The following is a 12442-nucleotide window of genomic DNA, read 5'->3' as shown; positions in this document are numbered from 1 at the left end:
GCCGCCAAACTTCCAGCATCCCAGATACCCATCGGAGACCCTATCGTGGCCGCCCAATACGCCTTCGTCATGAAGGACATGACCAAGACCTTCCCCGGCGCCCCCAAGCCGGTGCTGTCGAACATCAACCTGCAATTCTATCAGGGCGCCAAGATCGGCATCGTCGGCCCCAACGGCGCCGGCAAGTCGACGCTGATGAAGATCATGGCCGGCGTCGACAAGGATTTCACCGGCGAGGCATGGCCCGGCGAGTATATCACCGTCGGCTATCTGGAGCAGGAGCCCCAGCTCGATCCGACCAAGACCGTGCTCGAGAACGTCAAGGAAGGCGCGCGCGCGACCGCCGATCTGGTCGATCGGTTCAATGCGATCTCGGCCGAGATGGGCGATCCCAAGGACGATACCGATTTCGACGCGCTGATGGAGGAGATGGGCGATCTCCAGGCCAAGATCGACGCAGTCGACGGCTGGACGCTCGACAACCAGCTCGAAGTCGCGATGGAAGCCCTGCGCTGCCCGCCGAGCGATTGGCCGGTCGAGAATCTCTCGGGCGGTGAGAAGCGCCGCATCGCGCTCACCCGGCTGCTGATCCAGAAGCCCTCGATCCTGCTGCTCGACGAACCGACCAACCACTTGGATGCCGAAAGCGTCGAATGGCTGGAAAACCACCTCAAGGAATATCCGGGCGCGGTGCTGATGATCACCCACGACCGCTACTTCCTCGACAATGTCGTCGGCTGGATCCTCGAAATCGATCGCGGCAAGTATTTCCCGTACGAGGGCAATTACTCGACCTATCTCGAGAAGAAGTCGAAGCGCCTCGAGCAGGAGGAGCGCGAGGAGTCCGGGCGGCAGAAAGCGATCAAGGACGAACTGGAGTGGATCCGGCAGGGTGCCAAGGGCCGCCAGACCAAGTCCAAGGCGCGTATCGCCAAGTTCGAGCAGCTCGTCGAACAGCAGAAAAACCGCACGCCGGGCAAGGCCCAGATCGTCATCCAGGTGCCCGAGCGCCTCGGCGGCAAGGTGATCGAGGTCGAGAACATCTCCAAGGCCTATGGCGACAAGTTGTTGTTCGAGAATCTCTCGTTCACGCTGCCCGCGGGCGGCATCGTCGGCGTGATCGGGCCCAACGGCGCCGGCAAGTCGACTCTTTTCAAGCTGATCACCGGTCAGGAAACCCCGGACAGCGGCACGATCGAAATGGGCTCGACCGTGCGCCTGGGCTATGTCGACCAGAGCCGCGACCATCTCGATCCCTCGAAGAATGTCTGGGAGGAGATTTCGGACGGGCTCGATTACATGAAGGTCAACGGCCACGACGCCTCGACCCGCGCGTATGTCGGCGCGTTCAACTTCAAGGGCGCCGACCAGCAGAAGAACGTCGGCAAGCTCTCGGGCGGCGAGCGCAATCGCGTAAACATCGCAAAGATGCTCAAGCGCGGCGGCAACGTCCTGCTGCTCGACGAACCGACCAACGACCTCGACGTCGAGACGCTGGGTGCGCTGGAAGAGGCGATCGAGAATTTCGCAGGATGCGCCGTGGTGATCAGCCACGATCGCTTCTTCCTCGATCGCCTCGCCACGCACATCCTCGCCTTCGAAGGCAACAGCCATGTCGAATGGTTCGAAGGAAACTTCGAAGCCTATGAGGAGGACAAGCGTCGCCGTCTGGGCGATGCCGCCGATCGGCCGACGGCCCTGTCGTACAAGAAGCTGACGCGCTGATGACGATCCGGGCGTCTGCGGTCTGATGGCTCGCAAGGCGCCCGGCTTCGGCGATACGCTCGGCCGCTGGCTCGTCAGCGAAGGGCTGGTATCCGACGAGCAAGGCCCCGGATCGCTCGCCAATGTGGCGCAGGTGCGCGCGCTGCTGATCGCGGCGGCCCGCGAGCGTCGCGCCGTCAGCTATTCCGAGCTGCTTGGCCAGCTGGGCCATCGCTTCACTCGCCCAAAAATGCGGGCGGTGTGCAAGACGCTCGATGCGATCGACTCGGCGGGTGTCGCTGTCGGCGAGCCCAATCTGGCAGTGCTGGTGGTCCGCGAGGCCGATCGGTTGCCGGGGCAGGGCTGGTGGGTCGGCGCGCGCGAGGCCTATGGCTATCAGGGGGAATGGACCGGGCCGAATGCGGCCGCTCTGGTCGCGCGGCTGCAGGCGCAAGCCTTCGATTATTGGGACGCGAAGAAGCGACCCGGCTAACCGCTCACCTGCATCGATCCGCACGCAGATCCCGCTCGCGGCCCAGAATATGCCCGCTTTGGTCAAGCGGGCTGACAACCGCTCAGAAGCGGTGCGCGATCCCCAGATACAGCTCCATGTCCGGGCTGGCCGCATTCAGCCCCGCGACTGCGCCCATGTCGAACTGGGCGTCGTCGCCGGGCTGCCAGGCGAAGGACAGGCTCACCAGCTTCCGGGTCACATGGCCCGCAGGATCCTCGTCGCGCACTGCCTCGAACTCGAGCGCACTGCTCACGCGCGGGCCGAGTGCGGCGCTGAGGCCGATCACGCTGCCATAAGCGAGGTGCCGCCCGTGCCGGTCGCTATCCACCGCGGCGTCGATCTCGGGAGTCACTGCGATGGCGATCGTGTCGCTCAGGCTGTAGCTGAGCGGCACGACAAGCCCCGCGCCCCAATCGCCCGCGCCGATCGCCGCGCCGCCGGTGGGCAGCGTGGCATAAGGCATGATCGCTGCCGAGAGGCCCGACCCATCGGGGTGCGAAAAGTTGCGGCGCACCGCCAGGCTCACGTCGCCCGTCCCCGAGCTCCGCACGGTCGAACCGGTCACGCGGTCCCGAGTGCGGACGGCGCCGAAAGCGGTCCAGCCAGCCTGGATTTCCATCGTCCCGGTCACGCCGTAGCGGAGGAGGAGATCGCCCGCGGTCCAATTGTCTGTCCGTTCGCTTCCATCCTGCTCGCGTGACCAGTCCACACCGCCGAGTTCGACGACGAGATGGCCGGAATCGACAATGCAGGCAGGTGTGCCCAGCCCGGGCCGGTCAGGGCAGAGCGGGCGCAGATCCTGCGCCTGGGCGCTGCCGACGCCGGCGAGCATGGCGACAATCAGTCCGGAAAGATGCTTCATCCCTCTCTCATAGACGCTCCGGGGAGGGCAGGGTATTTGATTGGGGAGGGCGAGGCCTTGACGCCCCATGCCGACCGCTGATCTATCCACCTTCATGTCCCGGATCGATTATCAGCGCTGGACAGGACCGATCGCGGAAGCCGCAGACCCGTTGCTCGGGCTCTGTACTGCGGTGTTCGACGAATTCGATCCGGCCTATCTGCTCGGCCGGCTGCCGCGCATCGCCGATCCCGATCTGTGGCTGGCGATCGAAGGCGGTGAATGGGCCGGCTTCAAGCTCGGCTACCGGCGCGGCGATGCATTGCTCTATTCGTGGCTCGGCGGCGTCCATCCGCGGCTGCGCGGACAGGGGGTGGCGTCGCAGCTGATGGAGCGCCAGCACCGGCACGCCGCGGCGGCAGGCTACCGCTTCGTCGAGACGCGCACCCGTACCGCCAACAATCCGATGATCCTGCTCAACTTGCGCCACGGCTTCCACGTCGCCGGCTTCGAAGTCGACGCACACGGGGTTGCCGTGGTCACCCAGCGCAAGGCGCTAGAAAGTGCGTTAGCTCGGTAAAACACGCTGGACCGCCGCGCTGCGCTGGCTAGAGTGCCGCTATGCTTCTTCTCGCACTGGCGGCACAGGCCGCGCTCCCCGCCGTGGACGGCACCCGTCTCCAGCCCGGTACCGTCTGCTACGCCATCGCCCGCGGCGAGACGGTGATGGGCGCGACGCTCCAGACCGTGCAGGCGACCAGCGCCAATGGCGCACCCGCATGGGATGTGGTCGTCCACCAGCGTGTCGGCGACAAGTTCGACCTGCGCGATCATTTCGTGCTGCGGCAAAAGGATCTGGCGCCGATCGCCTTCGACAGCCGCAAATCGGGCGTCGAGCATGTCCGCGTCGTTTATGGACCAGGCAAGCTGGTCACCGCGCGGCCCGGCGCCGCGCCGGTCGAGATTGCGCTCACCGGTCAGGTCTGGGAGGGCAATCTCTGGGGGCTTACTTTTGCCGCGCTGCCGCTGAAGGAGGGCGCGCATTTCGAGCTGCCCTTCTACCAATATGACAAGGGCCTCGGCCGCTTCAGCCTCGACGTGGTCGGCAGCGAGAAGGTCGGTGACCGCGACGCCTGGATCGTCGAGACCAGCCTCGGCGGCGATCGCAAGGTCCGCTACCTGATCGGCAAGGCCGACCATGCCGAATTGGGCTATGCCGGCGGCGGCTTCGCCCAGCGGCTGGGTGGCGATTGCAGCGGCATCCAATGATCCGGACGCTGCAGGCGGAATGACTGCGCTCCGCCTGCAGCTGAACCGGTAGTCGAAGCTTCAGCTCCGATTGCGCGTCGCGTCGACGCTCCACGGACCCGCACCCGCGGCGGCGAGATAGAGGAAGATGAAGGCGTAGAGCAGGGCGGCCTCGCCTTGGTTGACCGACGGGAAAAAGCCCTTGGGCGCATGCACCATGAAATAGGCCACCGCGCACATGCCCGATGCGATGAACGACACCGGCCGCGTGAAGAAGCCGATCAGCAGCAACGCCCCGCCCACCAGCTCGATCACGCCCGCCGCGATCAGCATCGGCGGCAGTGGCGGCGGCACCGGGAAGGGCGGTAGCCCCAAGAATTTCGACGTGCCGTGATGCAGGAATGTAAGCGCCGCGGCGATGCGCAGCACGCTCAGCAGGGGGCCGGACCAGCTTGCGGGAATGGGCATTGCGTTCCTCCTGTGACGGCGGGCGATCACGCCGTTTCACAAGCGGAACCTTTCACGCCGGCGGCGCTGAATCAACCGGTGCCGGTGAAACCCAGTGTTTCCCGTTTTCCTGCGTCAGGCGGTGAAGCGTTTGGTGAAGCCCTTGGCCTGCTTCTCGCCCTCGGCAGAATAGGCCTCGACATTGTCGACCCGCGCCAGCGGCGTGCCTTCGTGGCATCCCTCGATCAATTTGGCGACGGTGTCGTCATCGCCGGAAACGAGGATCTCGACGCGCCCATCCCTCACGTTGCGCACCCAGCCGGTAAGGCCGGTGCGTTGCGCCGTGCGCACCACCCAGTCGCGATAGCCGACGCCCTGGACGCGGCCTGAAACCAGTATACGCTGTGTTACCATAATCCCCACGCTAAACCCGGACCCGAACGCGGGCCTCGTCGCCTGTCTAGCACGGACCGTCGAAAGACGAGGGGACTGGCGATTCGGTTCACCGCATCCGGGGCACGCTTCAGGGGTAAGTTACAGCAATCACTTCATATTCGCGCTCACCGCCGGGCAAGGTGACGCGTCTGAGGTCGCCCACTGCGGCGCCGCGCAATGCCCGCGCCAGCGGCGCATTCCATCCGATCAGCCCTTTGCCGGCGTCAGTCTCGTCATCGCCCACCAGAGTCAGTTGGCGATGATTGTCGTCCTCGTCGGCGATGGTCACCGTCGCGCCGAAGAACACCCGGCTGCGGTCCTCCTGCCTTGCCGGATCGACGACCTTTGCCGCCTTCATGCGTCTCGACAGGAAGCCCAGCCGCCGGTCGATCTCGCGCAGCCGTTTGCGGCCGTAAATATAATCCCCGTTCTCGGAGCGATCGCCATTGCCTGCGGCCCACGAGATGGTCTCCACCAGCCGCGGTCGCTCGGTCGCGAACAGCGCGTCATATTCAGCCTTGAGGGCGGCATATCCGGCAGGCGTAATGTAATTGGGGCGGTCCATGTCAGCGTTCTAGCGCGAAACGCCAGGAGAAATCAGCCCGGCCGGTTCTTGCCGAGATACCAGCTCATGTTCGCCGGTCCGCGCGAACGGGCATGCTCGGGGTTCATCAGGTCATAGACCACGGCATTTTCGAGGACGCGTTGAACATAGTTCTTGGTCTCGAAGATCGGAATCTGCTCCACCCAGCGCACCATATCGCCGCCCGGCAGCCGCGGATCGCCATAAGCGCGGAGCCATTTGTTCACATTGCCCGGCCCGGCATTATACGCGGCCACCGCCAGCGGATAGCTGCCATAGAGATTGAACATCCGCTGGAAATAGGTCGAGCCCAGCTTGATATTGTAGTCGGTATCGGTGGTGAGCGAGTCCCGATTGTAGCTCAACCCCAATTTGCCCGCCGTTTCCGCCGCGGTGCCGGGCATGAGCTGCATCAGCCCGCGGGCGCCGGCATGGCTCACCGCGGCCCGGTCGAACTGGCTTTCCTGCCGCGCGATGGCGTGGACGATTGTCCAGTAATCGCGCTGCGATTCCGGCACGCGAACCGAGGGATATCCCGCCGCGGTATAATCGGACAGGCCGTTCTCGAGGGCACTGCGCCCGACCATCACCCCCAGATCGGGTCGTCCGATCGTACGGCTGAGCTCCGCCGCGAGCACATGGTCGTTGTCGGTAGCCGCGTCGCGGGCGATCTGGCGGATGAACATCCCCTGCGAGACGCGATCGCCCATCGTCCCGAGTAATTGCGCCGCGCGCACCGTCTCGCGCCGATAGAAGGCATCGCGCGCCTCCGGGGCCGCGACGCGCGTATCGAGCGGCGGCGGTCCTTTCAACGCGCGGCCCACCCGCTCGGCGGCGAGCTGGCCGTAATAGAGATCGGAAAAGCCCGCGGCCCGGCTGAAATAGTCCTGGGCCGCGACCTGATCGCCGGCGGCCTCCGCCGCCCGCCCGGCCCAGTACAGCCCCTTGGACTGGGTGGTCGGCGTCTTGGAGCCTCGTGAATAGCGCTCGAACATGCCGATCGCGTCGCGTGGCCGTGCGAGGTTGTAAAAGGCCGTGGTGCCCGCCAGCCAGGTGAGGCTGGTATAATCGTCGCGCTCGCCCAGTGGCAGTTCAGCGATCACCGTAGTCGAGGGAAAGGCATCGTCGACTTGGCTTGCGATCTGGTAGGCAAGGCTGGGTTGGTTGTCGGACGAAGCGCCCCGTGCCGCCAGCAGCAGCACTTCATACCACGCCTCGGCATCGCCCGGATAAGACGTCAGCCGCGGCCGCCCAGCGAGATAGGAACGCATCGCCGGGCTCTGGCCGGTGTCGCGCAGCCAGCGCGCGCGATCGGCGATATAGCCGGGATCGCTACGGCCGACGTCCAATGCCGTCGCGCCCTTGAGCGCGGCATCCGCCGCCCTGGTGCGGAAGGCGATCCGGGCCTCGAAGATCGATCGCTTCGAGGGGGACACGAAGGCGAGCTGCCGCACGGCGGTGCTGGTCGCATTCTTCCACAACAGCATGTCCATCCGCGCGTCGTGATCCGCCGGCGTCAGCGCCGGGAAGAAGCCCGACATCAGCTTGCTCTCGTCGGAGGCCCGCAGGGTCCCCGAGCGCCACGCTTGACGCGCTTGCTCATTGGCCTCGGCGCGCCTGCCCGACGCCGCCAGTGCCTCGGCATAGCGCAGGCGCCCGGCGGCAGTCAGCGGCGGGAAGCGCTCGAAGAAGCGCATCACCAGCGCGGGTGCGTAGCTCCCGCTGTCGAGTACCGTCTCGGCCGCCGCGCGCCGGCTGGTCTCGCCCGGCCAGCCAGGATGCGCGAGCATGAAATTGGCATAATCGGTAAAGGGCCAATTATCGGATTGCTGGAGCCGCTTCCATTCGATCAACGCATAGGACAGCGGGTCTGACTGCGCATAGCTAGCCTGCGCCGGCGATGCCGCATTTTGCAGCGCTCCCGCAAACGCGCGGATTTGGTCCTGCGAGAGCTGCGACGAAACCGCGACCCCCGATACTCCAGCGAGCAGCACAGCGCTCTTGATAAACGACCCGAGCATGCTGGACATCATACGGAATCGCCGACTATCTGCCAGTCCCGATCTCGGGACTTTAGAAAGATTTTCACGCCATGTTCTCCGGGTCGATTCCCGCGCTCGTCACGCCATTCCGTAACGGCGCCTTTGCCGAGCAAGATTATCGCGATCTTGTTGAATGGCAGATTGCCGAAGGTTCGGCCGCGCTCGTGCCATGCGGCACCACCGGCGAGGCGGCGACGCTGACCAAGGACGAGCATTTCGAGGTCGTGCGCGTCTGCGCCGATCAGGCGAAGGGCAGGGTGCCCGTCCTCGCCGGTGCCGGCTCGAACGATACCCAGGTCGCCATCGCCAATGTCCATGCCGCCAAGGCTTCGGGTGCCGATGCGGTGCTGATGGTGCCGCCTTATTACAATCGCCCGAGCCAGGAAGGCATTTTCCGCCATTTCGAAGCGGTGGCGGAAGCGACCGATCTGCCGATCGTGCTCTACAACGTCCCCGGCCGCACCGTGACCGACATCCAGCCCGCCACGATGGCGCGGATCGCCCAGGCCTTCCCGGAGCGTTTCATCGGCGTCAAGGATGCCACCGGCCAGCTAGGCCGCGTCTCCGAGCAGCGCGCCGGCTGCGGCAAGGACTTTATCCAGCTGTCGGGCAATGACGAGACTGCGCTGGCTTTCAATGCGATGGGGGGCACGGGCTGCATCTCGGTCACCGCCAATGTCGCGCCGCGGCTCTGCGCCGACTTCCAAACCGCCTGGGCCGCGGGCGACAATGCCCGCGCGCTCGAACTCCACGACCGGCTCTATCGCCTGCACATCGCGATGTTCACCGATGCGTCGCCCGGCCCGGTCAAATACGCGCTGGGAAAGGTGCGCCCCGGCTTCCCGGGCGACCTTCGCTTGCCGATGACGGAGGCCTCCGAGGCGAGCCGCGCCGAGGTCGACGCGGCTTTGGCAAGCGCCGGGCTGATCTGACCGCCGCTTCCGCGGCACGGCTCCGGTTGCAAATCATGCACCGCGGGTTGCAGCAAACGATGCGCAACCGTCACAATCCCATCACAATCCGGGCCTAGCGGCCCGCTCAGGGAAAATAGTCCTTTCGCGAACGCCGGCCGTCCATGCTCATCGAGCATCGGGCAAGGGCTGCGCGCGTCCGCGAGCCAAAGAACAAGATTGGGGAAATGATGAAATCCGTATATGCCCGCCGCGCCCTTCGTTCGGGAGTGGCCGTCGCCGCGTTGTTCTACGCCGGCACTGCCTTCGCGCAGGACACCGCCGCACCTGCGGCTGACACCGAGAACGGCGACATCGTCGTCACCGCGCAGCGCCGCGAGCAGCGGCTGGTCGACGTGCCGGTTTCGGTGGCGGTGGTGCAGGGCGAGCAGCTTCGCGACTTCCAGGCGGCGGGCGACGACACGCTCTCGCTCGCCGGTCGCATCCCCGGGCTCTATGCCGAGACGACCACCGGCCGCATCTTCCCGCGCTTCTACATCCGCGGCCTTGGCAACATCGATTTCTACCTCGGCGCCTCGCAGCCTGTGTCGATCATCCAGGACGACGTCGTGCTGGAGCACGTCGTGCTCAAGTCGAACCCGGTCTATGATCTCGACCGCGTCGAAGTGCTGCGCGGCCCGCAGGGCTCGCTGTTCGGCCGCAACACCACTGCCGGCATCGTCAAGTTCGACACGATCCGCCCGAGCGACACCTTCCAGGGCCGCGCCACGATGTCGGTGGGCGAATATGGCAGCGCCAATATCGATGCCGGCTTCGGCGGCCCGATCGTCGACGACCTGCTCTCGTTCCGCGTCTCCGGCCTCTACCAGCACCGCGACGACTGGGTCGACAACACCTATACCGGCCCGAGCTTCGACGGTACCCGCGGCAGCTTCAACGCAATGGGCGGTTTCGACGACCGCAACCTGCGCCTTCAGCTCCGTTTCACCCCGACCGATCGCCTGACCTTCGACCTTTCCGGCCACGGCCGCTGGTACAAGGGCAGCTCGACACTCTTCCACCGCGGTGCGCTGGTGAAGGGCTCGAACAGCGTCGAGAACGAGCCGCGCGACCGCGTCACCTATGACGAGGCGATGGACAATCCGCAGGCATACGACACCTATGGTACGTCGCTCCGCGCCAGCTACGATTTCGGCGGCGCGGTGCTGACTTCGATTTCGGCGTGGGAAACCACTTCGGGCTATAGCCGCGGCGACACCGATGGCGGCGCTGCGACCTTGTTCGCGGGCCCGGCATTCTACGGGCAGTCACAGGGCAATGTCCGTGCGCTCGACCAGTTCAGCCAGGAGCTGCGCCTCGCCAGCCCCGGCACCGGCCGGTTCAACTGGCAGTTCGGCGGCTATTATTTCGATTCGCGCGACACCACCGATTTCTACCAGCGCCGTTATTTCCTCACGACGCCGTTCAGCGGGACCAACGCCAACAGCAACAACCCCAATAACTGGGTCCGGCTGCACAACATCAACACCAGCTGGGCGGCGTTCGGCCAGGCGAGCTACGAGGTCGTCCCGAACCTGACGATCACCGCCGGCGCGCGCATCACCAATGACAGCAAGAGCACGCGCCTGCTCAAGACCGCCGATACGGGAACGGGCGCGGTCACCTATACCGGCCGCCGCTTCGTCGAGCTCGAAGACACCAAGGAGAGCTGGGACGTCAGCGCGCTCTACAAGCTCGGCGACAATGCCAGCCTCTATGCCCGCGTCGCCAAGGGCTTCCGTGGCCCGACGATCCAGGGCCGTTCGGCAGTGTTCAACTCGGACTTCACCACCGCGGATTCGGAGACGATCCTGTCGTGGGAAGCCGGCGTGAAGGGCGCGTTGCTCGATAACCGCGTGCGTTTCAACCTGAGCGGCTTTTATTACACGGTCGACGACATCCAGCTCAACGCCAACGACGTGAACGGCAACGGCGTGCTGCTCAACGGCGACAAGGCCAAGGCCTACGGCGTCGAGGCCGAGCTGGACATGCATCCGATCCAGAATCTCGCGCTCTCGCTGGGCGGCAGCTGGCTGCACACCGAGATCGACGACCAGAATGCACTCGCACAGGTCTGCGTCCTCGGCGGGGTGGTGGTCTGCACCGTCAACGACCCGACGGTCACCATCCCCGGCCGCGGCGTCTTCGCCCGGATCGACGGCAATCGCCTGCCCAACGCGCCCGAGTACAACCTCAACGTCGCGGCGCGTTACGACGTGCCCGTCGAGGGTGACGGCAAGTTCTTCGTCTCGACCGACTGGAACCTGCAGGGCTTCACCAGCTTCGTGCTCTACGACACCAAGGAGTTCACGTCGGACGGCAACTTCGAGGGCGGTCTCAAGATCGGCTACGAAGGCAATGGCGGCGAGTGGGAAATCGCGGCGTTCGCCCGCAACATCACCAACGAGAAGAACCTCAAGGGCGTGATCGAGAACTATATGGCCGCGGTGTTCAACGATCCCCGGGTCGTCGGCATCTCGTTCAGCACCCGCATGCGCTGATCGCCCGGGGCAAGATCGAAAGGGAGCCCGGCAGCATGCTGCCGGGCTTCTTGCGTTCCTGCCGCAGAGGGCGCTTCCCTTAAGCCCATCGGCCCCCTACATGCGCCCCTCTCATGGCCCGCCCGCACGCCCATTCCGAAAAGGTAAAGACCGTCGCCGAGAACCGGCGCGCGCGGTACGATTATTTCATCGACACGGTGTACGAGGCGGGCATCGCGCTCACCGGCACCGAAGTGAAATCGCTGCGTTTCGGCGAGGGCTCGATCGCCGAGGCCTATGCCGAGGTCAACGATACCGGCGTCTGGCTGGTCAATTCGAACATCCCCGAATTCAGCCACGGCAACCGCTATAATCACGAGCCCAAGCGGCCCCGTAAATTGCTCCTTCATGAGCGCGAAATAAACAAGCTCCACGGTGCCGTGGCGCGTGAGGGCATGACGCTCGTTCCGCTTTCGATCTTCTTCAATGCAAGGGGTCGTGCCAAGGTCGAACTCGCGCTGGCGAAGGGCAAAAAGACGCATGACAAGCGGGACTCGATCAAGGAACGGGATTGGAAGCGAGAGCAAGGCCGACTCCTCCGCGATCGTGGTTGAGCGGGGGCTGGGCCCACGCTTCCGCGCCTGGGTCGATCGCAACCTGCCGACCCGCGAGAGTTTCGAATCGAACCGCTGGCTGAAGCCGATCGCGCACCGCATCCTGCATTCCTCGCTGTGGCGGATGACGCGGCGCTCGATCCCGCGCGGCGTGGCTTTGGGCATGTTCACCGGCATCCTGATCCCGATGGGCCAGATCCCGGCGTCCGCGGTGCTGGCATTGCCGTTGCGCGCCAACGTGCCCGCGGCCGCGCTGACCACCTTCTTCACCAACCCGTTCACGACGCCGTTCCTGCTCGTCCTCTATTACAAGATCGGAAGCTGGACGCTGCATCTGGGCGGCACGACCGCAGCGGCGGCGAGCACCGCAGCCGCCGATGCCGGCTGGCTCCACTGGCTCGCCGCGGACGTCGGCCTGCCGACTGCCGTTGGCATGGCGATCTGCGCCGTGCTTGGCGGCGTGCTGGGCTATTGCGTCACTGCATTGGGCTGGCGGCTCTGGGTCGGGCGCAAGTGGCGCAAGCGTTCAGCCGAGCGCGCGGCGCGGCAGATTGACGCGGCGTAATAGCCGCTTAAGACAGCGC

The 12442-nt window shown here is 65.4% G+C and carries 13 protein-coding genes; 8 read left to right on the top strand and 5 right to left on the bottom strand.

All coding sequences use genetic code 11. The annotated features are described in order from the left end of the window. The first annotated feature begins 45 nt into the window (after positions 1-45). Together ettA and BR78_RS0101905 are read left to right on the top strand one after the other, a co-directional pair. Positions 46-1725 carry an energy-dependent translational throttle protein EttA gene (ettA, locus tag BR78_RS0101910; RefSeq protein ID WP_029934468.1) on the top strand — a complete coding sequence of 560 codons (1680 nt, stop codon included), beginning with the start codon at positions 46-48 and terminating at the stop codon, positions 1723-1725. Between the two features lie 25 nt (positions 1726-1750). Continuing rightward, on the top strand, positions 1751-2197 hold the full coding sequence (locus tag BR78_RS0101905) for a hypothetical protein (protein ID WP_025560567.1): 447 nt from the start codon (positions 1751-1753) through the stop codon (positions 2195-2197). An 82-nt stretch (positions 2198-2279) separates the two neighbouring features. Here the strand turns inward: BR78_RS0101905 and BR78_RS0101900 are convergent, their stop codons facing one another. Then, on the bottom strand, positions 2280-3080 hold the full coding sequence (locus tag BR78_RS0101900) for a transporter (protein WP_029934466.1): 801 nt from the start codon (positions 3078-3080) through the stop codon (positions 2280-2282). A 94-nt stretch (positions 3081-3174) separates the two neighbouring features. On the opposite strand from BR78_RS0101900, the gene BR78_RS0101895 reads away from it, so the two are divergent. Continuing rightward, the gene (locus tag BR78_RS0101895) at positions 3175-3639 is read left to right on the top strand and encodes a GNAT family N-acetyltransferase (RefSeq protein ID WP_156022175.1); all 465 of its coding nucleotides are present in this window, start codon (positions 3175-3177) and stop codon (positions 3637-3639) included. A gap of 41 nt (positions 3640-3680) precedes the next feature. Then, a complete protein-coding gene (locus BR78_RS0101890; protein ID WP_025560563.1) occupies positions 3681-4328 on the top strand; it encodes a DUF3108 domain-containing protein in 648 nt (215 codons plus the stop codon). Positions 4329-4388: 60 nt separating this feature from the next. On the opposite strand, the gene BR78_RS0101885 is transcribed toward BR78_RS0101890, so the two are convergent. From BR78_RS0101885 to BR78_RS0101870, 4 genes are all read right to left on the bottom strand, one after another. Next, positions 4389-4775, bottom strand: a complete 387-nt coding sequence (locus BR78_RS0101885; protein WP_025560562.1) for a DoxX family protein — start codon at positions 4773-4775, stop codon at positions 4389-4391. 114 nt (positions 4776-4889) lie between these two features. Next, positions 4890-5168: an acylphosphatase gene (locus tag BR78_RS0101880; protein ID WP_025560561.1), complete on the bottom strand. Its 279-nt coding sequence runs from the start codon at positions 5166-5168 to the stop codon at positions 4890-4892. Positions 5169-5277: 109 nt separating this feature from the next. Continuing rightward, on the bottom strand, positions 5278-5754 hold the full coding sequence (greB, locus tag BR78_RS0101875; protein WP_025560560.1) for a transcription elongation factor GreB: 477 nt from the start codon (positions 5752-5754) through the stop codon (positions 5278-5280). Between the two features lie 32 nt (positions 5755-5786). Further along, complete coding sequence (locus tag BR78_RS0101870) at positions 5787-7793, bottom strand: lytic transglycosylase domain-containing protein (protein WP_025560559.1); 2007 nt, start codon at positions 7791-7793, stop codon at positions 5787-5789. A 71-nt stretch (positions 7794-7864) separates the two neighbouring features. Here BR78_RS0101870 and dapA point away from each other — a divergent pair, with 71 nt between their 5' ends. The 4 genes from dapA (at position 7865) to BR78_RS0101850 (ending at position 12423) form a co-directional block, all read left to right on the top strand. Next, the gene (gene dapA, locus BR78_RS0101865) at positions 7865-8746 is read left to right on the top strand and encodes a 4-hydroxy-tetrahydrodipicolinate synthase (protein ID WP_025560558.1); all 882 of its coding nucleotides are present in this window, start codon (positions 7865-7867) and stop codon (positions 8744-8746) included. Positions 8747-8952: 206 nt separating this feature from the next. Further along, on the top strand, positions 8953-11265 hold the full coding sequence (locus tag BR78_RS0101860; RefSeq protein ID WP_025560556.1) for a TonB-dependent receptor: 2313 nt from the start codon (positions 8953-8955) through the stop codon (positions 11263-11265). Positions 11266-11378: 113 nt separating this feature from the next. Continuing rightward, a complete protein-coding gene (smpB, locus tag BR78_RS0101855; protein WP_025495069.1) occupies positions 11379-11858 on the top strand; it encodes an SsrA-binding protein SmpB in 480 nt (159 codons plus the stop codon). Further along, positions 11851-12423 carry a DUF2062 domain-containing protein gene (locus tag BR78_RS0101850; RefSeq protein WP_025560554.1) on the top strand — a complete coding sequence of 191 codons (573 nt, stop codon included), beginning with the start codon at positions 11851-11853 and terminating at the stop codon, positions 12421-12423. Before smpB ends, BR78_RS0101850 begins: the two co-directional genes overlap by 8 nt. Positions 12424-12442 lie beyond the last annotated feature (19 nt).

The organism is Sphingomonas sp. UNC305MFCol5.2 (assembly GCF_000712135.1).
GTDB lineage: Bacteria > Pseudomonadota > Alphaproteobacteria > Sphingomonadales > Sphingomonadaceae > Sphingomonas.
Note: the sequence above shows the minus strand (reverse complement) of the source record. Positions and strands in the feature narration are given on the sequence as shown.